The following is a 15,881-nucleotide window of genomic DNA, read 5'->3' on the forward strand; positions in this document are numbered from 1 at the left end:
GTTATTTTTGTAAATTTGCTTAAAAAAGTCTATGGTTTATAACTAATTTCAGTTTCACTATTGGCATTAGTGTACAGGTTGTTTAGAATCGGAAAAAACAAACAGGTCAGACCTGTCAGTGGGAGAGCATAAATGTCTGAGCAAAACATACTTAAAACAGCAAAGGGTGATCGTATTGCCATAGTAAGTGGTTTACGTACACCGTTTGCTAAACAAGCTACTGCATTTCACCACGTACCAGCCTTGGATATGGGTAAATTAGTGGTTAATGAAATGCTTGAGCGATTAAACTTTGATAAATCAGAAATAGATCAATTAGTATTTGGACAAGTAGTACAAATGCCAGAAGCGCCAAACATTGCCCGTGAAATAGTACTTGGCACTGGTATGCCAGCATCAGTTGATGCATATTCGGTATCGCGCGCCTGTGCAACGAGCTTTCAAGCTATTGCTAATGTTGCTGAGTCAATTATGGCAGGTTCTATACAAGTAGGTGTCGCCGGTGGTGCTGATTCTTCATCGGTATTACCCATTGGTGTCAGTAAAAAATTAGCAGGTAGCTTAGTTGATTTAAATAAAGCGCGTACTTTTGGCCAACGTCTAAAAATATTTTCAAAGTTACGTTTAAAAGATTTAATGCCAGTACCGCCCGCGGTTGCGGAATACTCAACGGGTCTTTCAATGGGGCAAACTGCTGAGCAAATGGCAAAAACTCATAATATTAGTCGTGAAGATCAAGATGCACTTGCGCATCGCTCACATTCACTTGCAAGCCAAGCGTGGGACGATGGGAAATTGAAAGATGAAGTGATGACTGCGCATGTTCCGCCGTATAAAAGTTTTATTGAACAAGACAATAACATTCGCACTAACTCAACTGTAGAAGGCTACGCTAAATTAAAACCAGCTTTTGACCGTCAACACGGCTCAGTAACAGCGGCTAATTCAACGCCACTTACTGATGGCGCAGCAGCCGTACTTATGATGAGTGAAAGTAAAGCTAAAGCCTTAGGTTATAATATTTTAGGCTATGTGCGCAGCTTTGCATTTTCAGCAATTGGTGTACATGAAGATATGCTAATGGGGCCTGCCCATTCAACGCCGGTTGCCCTTGATAGAGCGGGTATCACGTTAGCTGACTTAGATTTAATTGAAATGCACGAAGCGTTTGCAGCACAGACTTTAGCTAATATGAAAATGTTTGCCTCTGATAAGTTTGCCCAAGAAAAATTAGGGCGTAGCAAAGCGATTGGTGAAATTAACATGGATAAGTTTAACGTAATGGGCGGCTCGCTTGCTTATGGTCACCCATTTGCCGCAACGGGCGCACGACTTATCACCCAAAGTTTAAATGAACTTAATCGCCGTGGTGGTGGCTTAGCGTTAACGACAGCATGCGCCGCAGGCGGATTAGGTGCAGCCTTTGTATTGGAGAGTGCGTAATGACAGGTTCAGTATTTAGTTTAGAAGTTGATGATAAATCAATCGCGGTCGTAACCATTGATGTGGCGGGTGAGAAAATGAATACCCTGCGCGACACCTTTGCCGAAGATTTAAATGCCTTACTTGATGATGCACAAAAGCAGTCAGTTAAAGGTATGGTATTTATTAGTGGTAAAAGCGATAACTTTATTGCCGGCGCCGACGTAAAAATGCTCGATAGTGTGCAAAAGCATGAAGATGCCTTAGCCATCAGCGAGCTTTGCCATCGTGCCTTTTTTGATATGAAGAAACTCCCTTTCACTACGGTTAGTGCTATTCATGGTGCGGCGCTTGGTGGTGGGTTAGAGTTTGCTCTGGCATGTGATTATCGTGTATGTACTGATAGCGATATCACTAAACTTGGCTTTCCAGAAGTGCAACTTGGTTTGTTACCTGGCGGCGGCGGAACTCAACGTTTACCTAAATTAGTGGGCTTACAAAAAGCCTTAGAGTGGATGCTAACCGGTAAACAAGTGCGTGCAAAACAAGCTAAAAAGTCAGGACTTGTTGATGACAGTGTACCGCACAGTGTATTACTTGATGTGGCAAAAGAGTTTGCCTTAAAAGGTAAAGCAACAGAAGCTAAGCCAAAGCTTGACCGCATTAGCCAATTACTTGAGTCAAATCCGTTTGGCCGAAATATCATTTTCAAAAAAGCACAAGAAAATGTGCTGAAAAAAACGGGCGGTCACTACCCTGCGCCACAAGCTATAATTAAAGCAGTGCGTGCTAGTGTTGAGCTTGACCAGCTTAAAGCCTATAAAACTGAGGCAGAAGGTTTTGCTAGCCTTGTAATGAGTGATGAGTCTAAAGCGCTACGTGGTATTTTCTTTGCAACCACTGAAATGAAAAAGGAATGGCGTAGTGACGATGCACCCGCAATTACTAAAGCGGCTGTTTTAGGTGGTGGCTTAATGGGCGCTGGTATTGCCCATGTTAGTGCAGTAAAAGCTGATATGCCGGTGCGTATTAAAGATGTAGCAGAGCAGGGCATTAGTAATGCCATGAATTACAGCTACAAAATTTTAGATAAAAAACAAAAACGTCGTATTTTGTCTAAAGCGGAATTACAGCAAACGATGAGTAAAATCACCGGCACTACAGACTATAGTGGTTTTAAACATGTTGATATTGCTATTGAAGCCGTATTTGAAGACTTAGGCTTAAAGCAAGGCATGGTGGCAGATATAGAGCGCGAATGCCAAGCGAATACCATTTTTGCCAGTAATACTTCGTCGCTGCCGATTGCGCAAATTGCCGCCGAGGCTGCACGACCTGAAAATGTGATTGGTTTACATTATTTCTCACCTGTTGAGAAGATGCCGTTGGTGGAAATTATTCCACATCAAGGTACTTCAAAAGAGACTATTTCACGAGTCGTTAACTTTGCTCGTAAGCAAGGCAAAACACCGATAGTCGTTAAAGATATGGCTGGTTTTTACGTTAACCGCATTTTAGCGCCATATGTTAACGAAGCAGCTAATTTAATGCTTGCAGGTGAACCTATCGAGAAAATAGACCAAGCATTAGTCGAGTTTGGTTTTCCGGTCGGACCATTAGCACTATTAGATGAAGTGGGTATCGATATTGGCTCTAAGATTGCGCCTATCCTTGAAACAGAATTGGGTGAACGTTTCAAAGCGCCAGATGCTTTCTCACATTTAATTGATGCTAAACGCTTAGGACGTAAGACTGGTCGTGGTTTTTATCTTTATGATAAAAAGGACAAAAAAGTTGACGAGTCAGTTTATGAGTTACTAGGAGTAAGCCCTGCGCCGCGCTTAAATAAAAGTGAAATCGCCAAACGTTGTGTGGCACAAATGCTAAATGAAGCCGTGCGTAGTTTAGATGATGGAATTATTTCAAGCCCACGTGACGGCGATATCGGCGCGATATTTGGCATTGGTTTCCCACCATTTTTAGGCGGCCCATTTAGTTATATGGATAAGCAAGGTAGCAAAAAGGTTTGCTCAGAAATGGCCACCTTGGCTAATACAAAACCAATCTTTGCCCCCTGTGAAACACTTAAAAACATGGCCGATTCTGGTGCTAGCTTTTATCAAGCTGAGGAGCAAAGTGCACTTGTTGATGCTGCAAAAGCGACTGTCGTTGAGCAAGAAACTGAGGATACGAAGGGACCTGAAGAACAAACAGGTAATACGCAGGCAGTTGATGAAAGTGTTAAAGAAATAGATAACCAATCGACCGATAAAAAATAGTGTATTAACGTGAACTTATTGTGAAGTGTAAGCTTTAAGTTTATCTGGTAAATAAAAAAGCCTGGAATCGATTAGATTTCAGGCTTTTTTTATTTAATAAGCGTAATTACATATGAACTTCAATCGCTTTACGGTCTTTTTCAGGCATATTAGCCACCACTAAAGAAAACGAATTATCAATCATGCGCTCAATTTCACCTGTTGGTATTGTACCGTCAAGAATAACAGTATTCCATAGCCGTTTATTCATATGATAGCCAGGTATTACAGAGGGGAAAATATCTCGCAAAGATTGGGCTTCATCAGGGTCACATTTTAAATTCATCCACCAAATGAGGTTACCGTCTTCATCAGTTTGATCTTCATGACCGGTTGACAAGGTGGCAAACATTTTATGATTTACTTTGTATACATCGACCTCTTGACCAAATGGTTTAGTGACCATAACCAGTGGCTTTTTTGTTAAATATTCATGTGCTATGTATTGATCCATGAGCTATTCCTTGCAGTCATTGTAGATACGCTAAAGATAGCAGCTTTTTTGTCATTTCGTTACTAAGAATCGATGAATACGCAAAATCTATTAGATCAAACAATCAATCAACTAAACAGTTAATTTATATTGAAGAAAGTTCAGTTCATGGTATGTTTCTATCGGTTAAATAAACTACAGGAATACACTAATGCCAAAGGCAAGTGAAGTTAAAAAAGGTACTGCTATTGAGTTTAATAACCGCGTATTAGTGGTTAAAGATATTGTACGTTCAGTACCGCAAGGTCGTGCAGGGGGCAGTTTATATCGTATGCGTTTATATGATGTAGTCACTGGCAGTAAAGTTGATGAAACGTTTAAAGATAGTGACCCGCTTAAGTTAGCTGATTTAATACGTCGTGAGTCAACTTTTTCGTACATTGATGGTGAAGAATATGTATTTATGGATAATGAAGACTATACGCCATATAACCTCAATAAAGACGCGATAAGCGAAGAGATTTTATTCGTTAATGAAGAAACTCAAGGTATGCATGTTATTGTAATTGATGGTGCGTCAGTAGGGATCGATTTACCTTCAAGCGTAGAGTTGGTGGTTGAAGAGACAGACCCTTCAATTAAAGGAGCTTCAGCCAGCGCGCGTTCAAAACCAGCACGTTTATCAACAGGACTAAGCATCCAGGTACCTGAGCATATCTCAACCGGTGACCGCATTCGTATCAATACCGCAGAGCAAAAATTTATGGGTCGCGCTTAAAAGTAAATGCAGTGGCACGGTTACACTTATGGTGGGCAGCGTTTGGTTGGTCACCTTTTTATTGTTAGAAAAGAAGTTAAAAGAATATTCTATTCTTAAACTCTATCGTTAAAGTGTTATAGTAAGCACAATTACGTAATTATTCGATACACTTTAAATATATACATACTTTATATATCGATTTGTATTAACGCGATATAACTATAATTTTTAGTAGGTTTAATGATTGGCCACGGACTAGAAAATAAACACTATGTTAATTTACCTGAAGGGGTCGAAATTGCGATTACCCCAGTAGGGCTCGTAGCACGCAGCTATGCTTATATGATTGATTTTACTATACGTAGTATCATAATCATTGTCTTATCGCTTATTTTTGGGCTACTTGGTGAGGTTGGCGAAGGGCTTATACTCCTCACTTTTTTTGTGGTGTCTTGGGGTTACAATATTTTTTTTGAAGCGAGAACAGGTCAAACTCCGGGCAAAAAGCGTCTTAGTATCCGCGTTGTTCAAGATAATGGTTTACCCGCTAGCTTTTCCCAAATAGTGGTCCGTAACTTATTGCGCCCGGCAGATATGCTTCCTTTTGGTTATTTTCTTGGCTTATTGGTAATGAGTTTTAATGAGCGTTTCAAGCGTATTGGTGATTGGGCTGCAGGGACGGTAATTGTTTATGATGAGGAGTTCTTAGAGCGACCTGCATTACCAGAGGGGGGCAGTGAGGTGCCAAGCGTTGCTTTCACAACAGAAGAGCAGTTAGCTATTTTAACCTTCGCTGAGCGAAGTGACACCTTGTCCAATGAAAGGCGAATTGAGCTGGCAAGTATTTTATCAAAAGTAATTGACTGCGATGATCAACAAAGCGATATGCGACTACTCAATTATGCACGTTATTTTTCAGGTTATATGACTAATAATAACACTGAGTAAAGGTTAATAATGAAGCAACATCAATTTGTTAATAGTAATGATCAAGTATGGTATGAATTTAAGTCGTTGTGTGAGCTTGGCGATAAAGAAAACCTACCTTCGCATTTCCCCAAATTATACCGAAAAATATGCAATGACTTAGCCATTGCACGCACACGCCATTATAGTCCTATGCTAGTTGAACGACTCAACCGTTTAGTTCATCAAGGGCAAAAAAGGCTTTATCAAACGCCTAAAAATCAATTTGCAGAAATTCTTTATTTATCACGAAATGCTTTTCCTCGTGCGTTATATGAAAATCGTTTAATGCTTAGCATTAACCTAGTTGCTTTTTTCTTTTTAGCGTTAATTGCTTTTATTTGGGTTCGTTTAGACCCCGACGCTGTTTATACATTTTTAGGACAAAGCACGGTACTTGAAATTGAAAAAATGTATGACCCAAGTGGCAGTGTGCAATCACAAGCACGCAGCAGTGGTCAAGATGTAATGATGTTTGGTGTTTATATTTATAATAACATTGGTATTGCTTTTCAGATGTTTGCAGGCGGTGTGTTGTTTTGTGTCGGTGCTGTGTTTGCTTTGCTGTTTAACAGTTTTTATTTTGGTGCGATAGCAGGGCACATCGTTAATGTTGGCTTTGAAGGGCCCTTTTTCTCATTTGTAGTCACTCATGGTTCATTTGAGCTGACAGCAATTATCATTGCCTCGGCGGCTGGTTGCCAAATAGGCTTCGGGTTATTGAATCCAGGACAATATACACGCAGTTATGCAATCAGAGATGCTGCTCAAAAAGCCTTACCTTTAATTGTTGGCGCTTTTATAATGTTAGTTTTAGCTGCATTTATAGAGGCGTTCTGGTCACCACGTGATATTGCTGATGAGTTTAAATTTTTTACTGGTGCTATTTGTTGGTCCTACGTAATATACCGTTTGTATAAAGGAATGCGTTATGGAACTTAACCACCTAAGCTTTAATCCTCGTAGTCGTACGTCCTACGAAATATTTGACTTAGCTTTGTTGCTAACGAAGCGACATTTTATGGCTCTTTTTGCAATCTATTTGTCATTGGTATTACCACTCTTTCTCATTTTAGGTTTAGTGCTTGGTTGGTCATGGGGAGCATTGATTGCTTGGTGGCTAAAGCCTGTTTTTGAGCGGCCGCTGTTAGATTATCTTTCAAAAGTCATATTTAACCAACAAGCTAGTATTCGCTCCAGTATAGGCAGTATTTTTAAGTTGTCAGTTGTTGATTTTTGTTTGCACCTTACTACATTACGGTTAAGTCCAAACCGCGCTTTTCTAGCGCCTGTAGAACAACTTGAAAACTTATCTGGGCAGCGTAAAAAGGCTCGTAAATTGTTGCTTTTTTCTTCAAATAAACCTAAGCAATCTTTATGGATGCTATTTTGTGTTCATTTTGAGTTGATTTTGGTGTTTAGCATCGCTGCTCTTATTATAGCGTTAACCCCAGGCTCTTTTTCGCTACAGGAGCAATATTACCAGTTTCAGAGCGATCCTACTTGGGTAGAAGTGTCGTTTAATTTTATCTATATCTTTGTTATTGCATTAATCGCTCCTTTATTTGTAACCGGAGGGTTTTTAGCCTATTTACATCGACGTGTTGAGCTAGAAGGTTGGGATATTGAGCTGGCGTTTAAAAATATGCGATCTCGATTTAAAGCTATTTTACCTGTACTCTGCTTTTTTGTGAGTGCTCTTTTTTTAGCACCTTCACCTAAAACTTATGCACAAGAGCTTAATAAACAAACCATTAAAAATGATGTTGCGGCTTTATATGCTGAGAATGATGTTATTGAGAAAAAAACAACATGGGTACCTCATTTTGATGAATCAGACGGGAGCTCTGAAAAAGACTTTCTATCATCGGTAGTGTCCTTTTTTCAGTGGGTTGGTACAGGCTTAGGCAACTTGTCGTGGCTTTTAGTCGGTGGCTTAGTTTTATTACTTGCTTATTATCTCTACAAAAATAAAGGCTTTTTTACAAGTGTTGCACCTAATGACAAGGTGAGTAAAAACAGCGAGCATGTAATACCCACGCTGTTTGCGGACATTCAGCACAATGATATACCTAAAGATTTGATTTTAGCAGCTAAACAAGCTTATGAAGAAGGAAACTTAAGACGAGCACTTGCTTATTTATTACAGTTCTCACTTTTTTGGGCACAGGAAGCGCATAGTGTTAAGCTGCATTACTCTATGACTGAAAGTGAGTGTCAATTCGCAATTTATCAGAAAATACCTCCATCGCAACAACCTATTTTCGAACGTTTATTTTTGACTTGGATGAAAGTGGCGTGGGCCCATCAGCATATTGACTTTAACTTTGCTGAGCTAGCAGATGAGGTTAGCTCATTAAAAAATGCACGCCTAAATGAGCAAGGACCTAATTTATGAAACGCAACTTTCTTGTTGTAGTCGTCGTGGGTATTATTGCTATTATAGTTATGTTAATTGCGAGTGCTTTACTTGCTCTTAATTGGGAGAAGAAAGAGGTTGAAACTGGCTTTCATCCCAATGTTGCTAAAGACAATTTTACAATGGCGCAGCGCTTACTAAACCGTTATCAAATAAAGTGGCACAAAGATAAAGACAAGCTAGTGGTTGCTCAGATTGAAACTGATCCGTTGAGTATAAATAATAATACACGGCTTATTTTAGATGAGGCTGCGTTGAGTGAGTCCCATGAACTAAATCAGCAATTACTAAGCTGGGTTAATCAGGGGGGGGAATTAATTTATGTCTTATCATCACAGCGTGAGGCATTAGGAATCGATAATAGTATTTTTTTTCAAACGCTGGGTATTCGTATTGCGACAGATGAGAAAGAGTTTGACCTGTTATCTTCAATCAACTCTGAGACTAATAGAAATACCAGCTTTGAGCTCAGTACTGACAGTATCCTTGAGCTTGAACTTAGCGAAAAATATAGTGTAGAAAATTGTCCGGGTCGAGCCGTTAAAAATGACGCAAGTAATGTGGTTATTTGTGATATTACAATAGGCAATGGTCGCGTTATTGTGTTGCCTTCAATGACTCCTTTTACAAATAATAACCTTCGGGATTTAGATCATGGTAGCTTGTTACTTTGGCTTGCAGCTGATGCGAAAAACATTACTTATATTCCCTATTTAACCTACTCTAATTGGTTTGCAAAGCTTTGGGGTTGGAGTTGGCAATTAGTCATCATTATACTTGTTTTGACCGTTACGTGGGTGTGGCGTATGAGTAGTCGCATTGGTCGAGCCTACGCGCCAGATGCATTAATTAAAGTAAGTTTTAATAATCACGTTCAAGCGGTTGCTAATTTTTGTGTCCAGCATGGCCATGAAAGGATCTTCGTTGATGCTTTAATGCGAGATTTTTACAAAAGGGTTGAGCTTAAAGTACCAAACTTTAGAAAATTAACTAACGAGCAGCAAGCAGAAGTTATTGCAAGGCTTACTAATTTCGATCAGCAACAAGTTGCTCAACTGTTGTCCAGCACTTTTCCAGAGTCGGAACCGAAAAAAGTCGAATATATTAAGCGATTTAAACAATTAAGGAATGCCCTATGACAAGCGAATCACCAACAGGACCAATAAGCTTACCAGAAGCTTCATCAGCGATACTGCAAGTTAAAGCGAATATAGCGCGTGTTTTAATAGGTCAAGATGAAATCGTCGAAGATATTTTAACAGTCTTGTTTGCAGGGGGCCATGTGCTGCTTGAAGGCGTTCCAGGATTAGGGAAAACATTGCTAGTTAGAGCGCTTGCCAAGAGCCTTAATGTGTCTTCCTCAAGAGTTCAATTTACTCCTGATTTAATGCCTTCAGATGTGCTTGGAAATAGTTTGTATGATATGAAATCAGGTGAATTCACAATTAAGAAAGGACCTGCTTTTACTAATATCTTACTTGCTGATGAAATAAATAGAGCTCCTGCAAAAACACAATCAGCATTACTCGAAGTAATGCAAGAACAGCAGATAACGTTAGATGGTGAATCTTTAAAAGTGGCTTCGCCTTTTATGGTATTAGCCACGCAAAACCCACTTGATCAAGAAGGAACGTATCCGCTACCAGAAGCAGAACTTGACCGATTCATGATGAAAGTTGAACTTGACTTTCCATCTCACGAAGCCGAAGTGGAGTTACTTAAGTTAAATACACAAGTGTTTTCAAATGAGTCGAGTGTAGACAACTTACCGAGCGTTTTATCAGCTGATGACATTTTTCAAATTAAACAATTATGCGCATCCACTTTAGTGGACGAAAAAATAATGAATTATGTTGTAGAAGTTGTACGCAGTAGCCGCACCTGGCAAGGCGTTATTCATGGTGCCGGGCTTCGTGCCTCAATTAATATTATAAAAGCGGCAAAAGTAACCGCTTTAATTAATGGTCGTGACTTCGTTATTCCTGATGATATTAAACTAGTGACTCCTAATATTTTACGCCACCGTTTAATTTTATCTGCAGATTTAGAGTTAGAAGGTGTCTCTCATGAACAAATAATAGATTCAATTTTAGCTAGTGTTGAAGCGCCCCGTTCATGATTCGTACAAAGCTTCGCCCAGCTAAAAGGTTGGTTAAGCTGTTATTTTCACTGGCGGTAATTATATTGATCAGTGCGCTTTTAGCTCTTGGCAATATGTTTATTACAGCAATACTTATTGGGCTTACTCTATTGGTCTTAATTGATTTTGTTTTGGCGTGGTTACCTCGAGATATAGAGGTTGCGGTAAAAACAAGTCAAAATATGGCTCTTTTACGATGGCAAACGGCCGAGCTAATTATTAGTAATAATAGCCAGCAAGGCTTAGTAACCGATGTCAGCTTGCACTTTAGTAATGTTATTGAGCTAGATAAACCGATCAAAAGTGTTGCGTTAGCAAATACAGAAAAAGCGTGTTTGGCTTTTAGGTTACGAGGACAACAGCGGGGAAATGCCGCACTAAATACAGTAGAACTTAGAATTAGTTCTCCTTGGAAGTTTTGGCAGACAAATTGGTTAATCAAACAAAAAATTATACTTAAAGTCTACCCAGACTTCAGCGCAGTTAGAGCAAGTCAGTCCTTAAACGGGATAAGTAAAAAATCTATTGGTGGCCTTAAACTGGCTAAAAAACGAGGCTCTGGAATAGAGTTCCATCAACTACGTGAGTATCGTCAAGGCGACAGTGTTCGTCAGATTGATTGGCAAGCGACAAGTAAAAGGCGCAAGCTTATTTCGCGAGAGTATCAAGAAGAACAAAACCAGCATGTGGTAGTCATGCTGGATGCTTCAAAAAAAATGAATATCGAAGCAACACGAGGCAGCCACTTTGATCACGCACTTAATGCATTACTTTTACTTGCACATCGTGTTTTGAAACAAGGTGATTGGTTTAGTATGCAAAGTTTTAACCAACAAACGCGATGGTTAGCAAATGTGAAAGGTGCTCAGAATGTATCTCGGGTGATGAATCATTTTTATGATTTATACCCAGATCAAAGTAGTAGTGACTACATCGTTGCCGCAAATAAATTAATAGCTAAGCGTAGTAAACGCTCATTGGTGCTACTGGTTACGACGTTAGACGAACAAAGTCTTGAAGAATTACTCCCTGCTATAAAGCTGCTTCAAAAACATCACTTAGTGGCATTGGTCAATATTGATAACTACGCACTAAATGAAGTTATCGACGAGCCAATTGTTGATAGTCAAGACGCAACAAAGTATTGCGTAGCACTGAGCTTACTAAATTCACACAAGGCAAATATGGCTAAGCTGCGAAAAGAAGGTGTTATTGCCATAGATTGTAAGCCAGAGCAATTATTACCTAATGTGATTAATACGTACTTAAGTGTAAAACATTCCGGCGTATTATGAGAGTTTAGAAATGAGAGTTTAGAAATAAAAAAGGCATTGATATCAATGCCTTTTTTAATACTAAAAATAAAACTTATTTTTGATTGTCTATCGCTTCGTTAATTTTATATTGGAAATAAATAATATTGAAGAAGAAGGTCATAATACCGCCTAATTTTACAGGCTCATTACTTCCTTCGTTAATTAGTTCAACGAGTGATGTACGAAGAGTGAATATCACTACAAGACCTATTACAAATGACGATAATGAAAGAATAAACGATAAAACTGGGGGAAGCGCAGCAAATGATAGGGCAAAATTAATTACATATAGTGCGATATAACCATATAATAGGTTTATATTTAACTGATGTTTTGCTAATGAGTTGGCTTTTTGTGTACGCGAAACTAACCAATATACACCATAAATTCCAAGAGTCAGAAACGCTAAGAAGAAGACCCCCCATGCTGAAAACCGCTCAAAATCGAGAATTGGTTTATTATTAGAGCTGTTGTCTTGAGAAAGGTTTGACTCAGGTGCTTCGTATACATTTTCAATGTTATCAGACATGATTAATTCCTATTAAATATGGTTGTTCCTGATAAGGGTATTTGCCTTGGGGCTGCTATCATCATACATAGAGTTTTTTTTTGTATATCGGTGCTGACACTTTTATTCATTCTGTTGATGATAATAATATATCTTAATGCCAGCTCTGAACTATGCTGGATGCTGCTTGGAGGCTTTAGCTAACTGAATGAATTAAGCTCGGGGTTGACTTGCTCCGCTGGCTTTTTAAAAACTGGGTAAACTCACTACGAGACAGTGGCTTTGAATAGAAGTAACCTTGTACAGTTTGGCAGTTTAATTGCTCTAATATATTAATTTGTGCTGCTTGTTCAACCCCTTCGGCAACAACATGTAAATCAAGGTTGTAGGCAATGGTAACGATTGAGTCGACCATATTACGGTCACGTTCAGACTTCATATCACCAATAAAGGCTTTATCGATTTTTAAGGTGTTTAGTGGGAATTGCTTTAAGTAGGCTAATGAAGAGTAGCCCGTCCCAAAGTCATCCATTGCCAAGTGAATGCCACGGGCACTAAGTGAGCGCATAATGCTAATAGCTTCTTGTGGATCATCCATTACAGTGCCTTCGGTGATTTCAAGCTCTAAAAAGTAAGAGGGTAGAGCATTTTTTTGTAAGATCACATCAATACGGGTGGTTAAGTCTGGCAAGCTAAACTGCTTTGCTGATAGATTCACAGCGACTCGACCATTAAACAGTCCTTCATCAACCCAGTCTTTTACATCGCGACAGGCTTTATTGAGGACCACTTCACCAATTTCGATGATTTGCCCGGTTTCTTCTGCAATAGGAATAAATACACTAGGGCTAATAATGCCACGGCCCTAAGCAGCCCATTTCCTGTGTAAATAGGTTTTTTTGATACTCATTAAAAGCATCAAATATTTTTCTAAGGTTAACTAATCCCTCTTTTGATAAGCATTCCAGTGAATTTTTACTGGAGTTTGGGTCAAATAAGATATCGACCATCGATTGAGTTACTTCGTTAGCGCCTGTCAGACATTGTCGGCGTAACTAAAATTGTACGGACGAACAATATGTGCGATACGACAATAAATTTGCCAGCCAAATACAAAGCACAAAGCAGTGTCTATTTAAGTAGATACGAGCCACCAACCATTATTAGCAACCTAAAAAGTACAGTAAACACCTAGCGAAAAACCATAAATTAAGTATTTAAAAGTAATGATTTACGCTTATCTGCCCAACTTGCTACAGCAAATAAAACGCTTAAATACACACTTGCCAAAGGCTTATTAATCAAATAAAAAACATAACAGCTTCTTTTTAATTATTATTAAATCTCAGCATAGGCATTCTAATAAAAATTATAGCCCAACTTTAAGTGCTAACTAATTGTTTTCCATGTATCTATATAAACAGCCTTAAAATAAATAGGAATTATTTGCATTTAGTGTTGACACAAAACCAAATCTAACTGATAATCAATATCAACAAGACGATAAAGCACAGCGGTTTGTTATGGAGTAAACTGAATTTGTTTCTCGACCCTGAAACAACGTGTAGCCCACGTTAAAGCGATGGTTACCTGTTATTAATCACAACGCCCCTGAGGTTGATAACGGGTAGCCGCCCTACTATTTTACTTGCTACATTGCTCATATCGGTGACGGTAGATATGAAACTAAAAAAGCCCTTACGGGCTTTTTTTATGTCTGTAATTTAGTGCGCTGAGCAGTATAAAAATTAACGACGATTTTTGCGCGCACGTGCCCGACGTTGCTTTTTCTCTTCTTCTTTGGCAGCTTTTTTGGCTTCTGCTGCAGCGCGTAACCCAGCCACCATGATCTCTTCTTCTTCACGCATCGCCGGTGTTTCCATAGTAATACGGCCAATAATGCCATCACGCAATTCGTTAATTAGAATTTCAGACATTTTATAGGTATCGATTTGGTTACCACCACGAATACAGCCACGCTTTTTACCTGCCATTTCCACAAACTCCCAATCACTTTCTGGCAGTTCATCGAGTTTATAACGCGCTTTTAATAGCTCAGGATAAGCATGTAATAAATACTCAGCGGCGTAGCTTGCCACTTCTTCATAATCAAGCGCCGTATCACGTATTGCCCCCGTAGCACCAAGACGATAACCCGAGTTTTCGTTTTCTACTTTAGGCCACAGCATACCCGGTGTATCGTAAAGCATAATTCCGTCTTCAAGCTTAATACGTTGCTGCGCTTTAGTGACTGCAGGCTCGTTGCCTGTTTTTGCTACAATGCGTCCAGCCAATACATTAATTAACGTAGATTTACCAACGTTAGGAATCCCCATGATCATCGCTTTTATTTGCTTATCAGCGCCGACTTTATGCGGTACTAATTTTTTACAAAGCTCATTAATCCGGTGAACTTCAGCGGCCTTATCATTACCAAACGCAATAGCTTTAACAGCATTTTCTTGCTCAAAATAGCCTTTCCACGTTTGCGTCATTTTCGGATCGGCTAAATCAGCTTTATTTAAAATTTTGATGACCGGCTTACCTTCACGCAAGGTTGCCACCATCGGATTTTCACTACTGTAAGGAATGCGCGCATCAAGCACTTCGATGATCACATCCATTTGCGGCATTATTTCTTTAATTTCGTTACGGGCTTTGTTCATGTGCCCAGGGAACCACTGTATTCCTGCTCTACTCATTTGATATGTAAACCTTTTATTTCAACCCATAACACCATGGGGGACTGTGTGGGGTACTGGGTGAATAATATCGATTTATCACCTTAACTAATAGTGAGAAGTTTACTACATAACTTAGAGTTATTGCAGGTGCTTACATTATTCGGTAATGGGCATGTTATCACTAGACTTAATAATTCTCAGGTAAAGGTTTTACCTGTATACATAGTTAATAGTATATAACAATACAAATAATTAGTTAAATAGCATGGTGAGCTAAAAACGTCACAGCTCAAAGCTGGTTCAATCGATTTTTCAATAACAACAAAACCTATGAGCGCCTGGAAAAGTATGCAGTGAGCTTTGATGACATCTCAGATACTGTAATTAACCGCGCTAGACTTGATAGAATATGTAACTGAAGGAAGATCAGATAAACAATCCCCTTAAAAATCCGTCTTATCATCTCACAATAAAACAAAAAATGAATTCCAAGCATATCTAATTAAATCAAAAATGGTAGAAATGGTTATCCATTTATCCACTATAGCGACGCTAACCATGAGAAAAACACGTAGACTGGAGCCGTGGCGTAGTATTTACATAACGGCGTGCTGAAATGAGTTATGCCAACCAGCGCCCAATATCAGCAGTCTATTACTATGACACTAGCCCAGATGGTGATCCCCAGACGGAAATACTACTGTAATAACCTAGCAAAGTTATTACAGTAGCTTCTTAGCGCTTTATTATTTAATTACTATCGGGTTAATTGGAGAGCCTGACCCTTTTTTCATCTTCAAAGGAGCAGCTGTAAACATAAAGGAATACTGGCCATCATTTGCACTATCTTTAGCAAGATCATCTAACCAGTATAGTTCACTTAATACGACACCAAGATCACGAATTAATGCACCG

General features: G+C 39.1%; 12 protein-coding genes and 1 pseudogene. 9 read left to right on the forward strand and 4 right to left on the reverse strand.

From position 1 onward, the window contains the following. The first annotated feature begins 132 nt into the window (after positions 1–132). Positions 133–1,443: an acetyl-CoA C-acyltransferase FadI gene (gene fadI, locus ACT3RM_RS01895; protein ID WP_441834645.1), complete on the forward strand. Its 1,311-nt coding sequence runs from the start codon at positions 133–135 to the stop codon at positions 1,441–1,443. After that, positions 1,443–3,701: a fatty acid oxidation complex subunit alpha FadJ gene (fadJ, locus tag ACT3RM_RS01900; RefSeq protein ID WP_441834644.1), complete on the forward strand. Its 2,259-nt coding sequence runs from the start codon at positions 1,443–1,445 to the stop codon at positions 3,699–3,701. Before fadI ends, fadJ begins: the two co-directional genes overlap by 1 nt. Positions 3,702–3,807: 106 nt before the next feature. On the opposite strand, the gene ACT3RM_RS01905 is transcribed toward fadJ, so the two are convergent. Beyond that, complete coding sequence (locus ACT3RM_RS01905) at positions 3,808–4,194, reverse strand: MmcQ/YjbR family DNA-binding protein (protein ID WP_441834643.1); 387 nt, start codon at positions 4,192–4,194, stop codon at positions 3,808–3,810. 190 nt (positions 4,195–4,384) lie between these two features. On the opposite strand from ACT3RM_RS01905, the gene efpL reads away from it, so the two are divergent. From efpL to ACT3RM_RS01940, 7 genes are all read left to right on the forward strand, one after another. After that, the gene (gene efpL / locus ACT3RM_RS01910; RefSeq protein ID WP_441834642.1) at positions 4,385–4,951 is read left to right on the forward strand and encodes an elongation factor P-like protein EfpL; all 567 of its coding nucleotides are present in this window, start codon (positions 4,385–4,387) and stop codon (positions 4,949–4,951) included. Positions 4,952–5,173: 222 nt separating this feature from the next. Beyond that, positions 5,174–5,881, forward strand: a complete 708-nt coding sequence (locus ACT3RM_RS01915) for an RDD family protein (protein WP_441834641.1) — start codon at positions 5,174–5,176, stop codon at positions 5,879–5,881. 9 nt (positions 5,882–5,890) lie between these two features. Next, positions 5,891–6,841 (forward strand): stage II sporulation protein M, encoded by a 951-nt coding sequence (locus ACT3RM_RS01920; RefSeq protein ID WP_441834640.1) that lies wholly within the window; start codon positions 5,891–5,893, stop codon positions 6,839–6,841. Next, positions 6,831–8,297 carry a hypothetical protein gene (locus tag ACT3RM_RS01925; protein ID WP_441834639.1) on the forward strand — a complete coding sequence of 489 codons (1,467 nt, stop codon included), beginning with the start codon at positions 6,831–6,833 and terminating at the stop codon, positions 8,295–8,297. The genes ACT3RM_RS01920 and ACT3RM_RS01925 overlap by 11 nt, the downstream gene beginning before the upstream one ends. Continuing rightward, positions 8,294–9,457, forward strand: coding sequence for a DUF4350 domain-containing protein (locus ACT3RM_RS01930; protein WP_441834638.1), 1,164 nt, complete (start codon positions 8,294–8,296; stop codon positions 9,455–9,457). Before ACT3RM_RS01925 ends, ACT3RM_RS01930 begins: the two co-directional genes overlap by 4 nt. Beyond that, complete coding sequence (locus tag ACT3RM_RS01935; protein ID WP_441834637.1) at positions 9,454–10,437, forward strand: AAA family ATPase; 984 nt, start codon at positions 9,454–9,456, stop codon at positions 10,435–10,437. The genes ACT3RM_RS01930 and ACT3RM_RS01935 overlap by 4 nt, the downstream gene beginning before the upstream one ends. Further along, a complete protein-coding gene (locus tag ACT3RM_RS01940) occupies positions 10,434–11,753 on the forward strand; it encodes a DUF58 domain-containing protein (RefSeq protein WP_441834636.1) in 1,320 nt (439 codons plus the stop codon). The genes ACT3RM_RS01935 and ACT3RM_RS01940 overlap by 4 nt, the downstream gene beginning before the upstream one ends. 73 nt (positions 11,754–11,826) lie before the next feature. Here the strand turns inward: ACT3RM_RS01940 and ACT3RM_RS01945 are convergent, their stop codons facing one another. From ACT3RM_RS01945 to ylqF, 3 genes and pseudogenes are all read right to left on the reverse strand, one after another. Further along, a complete protein-coding gene (locus tag ACT3RM_RS01945; RefSeq protein ID WP_441834635.1) occupies positions 11,827–12,303 on the reverse strand; it encodes a DUF4234 domain-containing protein in 477 nt (158 codons plus the stop codon). 175 nt (positions 12,304–12,478) lie between these two features. Beyond that, positions 12,479–13,144 (reverse strand): annotated as a pseudogene (locus ACT3RM_RS01950) (EAL domain-containing protein); the annotation flags it as partial. Between the two features lie 886 nt (positions 13,145–14,030). Then, on the reverse strand, positions 14,031–14,984 hold the full coding sequence (gene ylqF, locus ACT3RM_RS01955; protein ID WP_444511301.1) for a ribosome biogenesis GTPase YlqF: 954 nt from the start codon (positions 14,982–14,984) through the stop codon (positions 14,031–14,033). Between the last annotated feature and the right edge of the window lie 897 nt (positions 14,985–15,881).

It is taken from the genome of Pseudoalteromonas sp. AOP7-A1-14, from assembly GCF_052376275.1.
Taxonomy (GTDB): domain Bacteria; phylum Pseudomonadota; class Gammaproteobacteria; order Enterobacterales; family Alteromonadaceae; genus Pseudoalteromonas.

Bases quoted from the DNA above. Each gene is read 5' to 3' on its own strand.
- fadI (WP_441834645.1), top strand. From the start codon at position 133: ATGTCTGAGCAAAACATACTTAAAACAGCAAAGGGTGATCGTATTGCC.
- fadJ (WP_441834644.1), top strand. From the start codon at position 1,443: ATGACAGGTTCAGTATTTAGTTTAGAAGTTGATGATAAATCAATCGCG.
- ACT3RM_RS01905 (WP_441834643.1), bottom strand. From the start codon at position 4,194: ATGGATCAATACATAGCACATGAATATTTAACAAAAAAGCCACTGGTT.
- efpL (WP_441834642.1), top strand. From the start codon at position 4,385: ATGCCAAAGGCAAGTGAAGTTAAAAAAGGTACTGCTATTGAGTTTAAT.
- ACT3RM_RS01915 (WP_441834641.1), top strand. From the start codon at position 5,174: ATGATTGGCCACGGACTAGAAAATAAACACTATGTTAATTTACCTGAA.
- ACT3RM_RS01920 (WP_441834640.1), top strand. From the start codon at position 5,891: ATGAAGCAACATCAATTTGTTAATAGTAATGATCAAGTATGGTATGAA.
- ACT3RM_RS01925 (WP_441834639.1), top strand. From the start codon at position 6,831: ATGGAACTTAACCACCTAAGCTTTAATCCTCGTAGTCGTACGTCCTAC.
- ACT3RM_RS01930 (WP_441834638.1), top strand. From the start codon at position 8,294: ATGAAACGCAACTTTCTTGTTGTAGTCGTCGTGGGTATTATTGCTATT.
- ACT3RM_RS01935 (WP_441834637.1), top strand. From the start codon at position 9,454: ATGACAAGCGAATCACCAACAGGACCAATAAGCTTACCAGAAGCTTCA.
- ACT3RM_RS01940 (WP_441834636.1), top strand. From the start codon at position 10,434: ATGATTCGTACAAAGCTTCGCCCAGCTAAAAGGTTGGTTAAGCTGTTA.
- ACT3RM_RS01945 (WP_441834635.1), bottom strand. From the start codon at position 12,303: ATGTCTGATAACATTGAAAATGTATACGAAGCACCTGAGTCAAACCTT.
- ylqF (WP_444511301.1), bottom strand. From the start codon at position 14,984: ATGAGTAGAGCAGGAATACAGTGGTTCCCTGGGCACATGAACAAAGCC.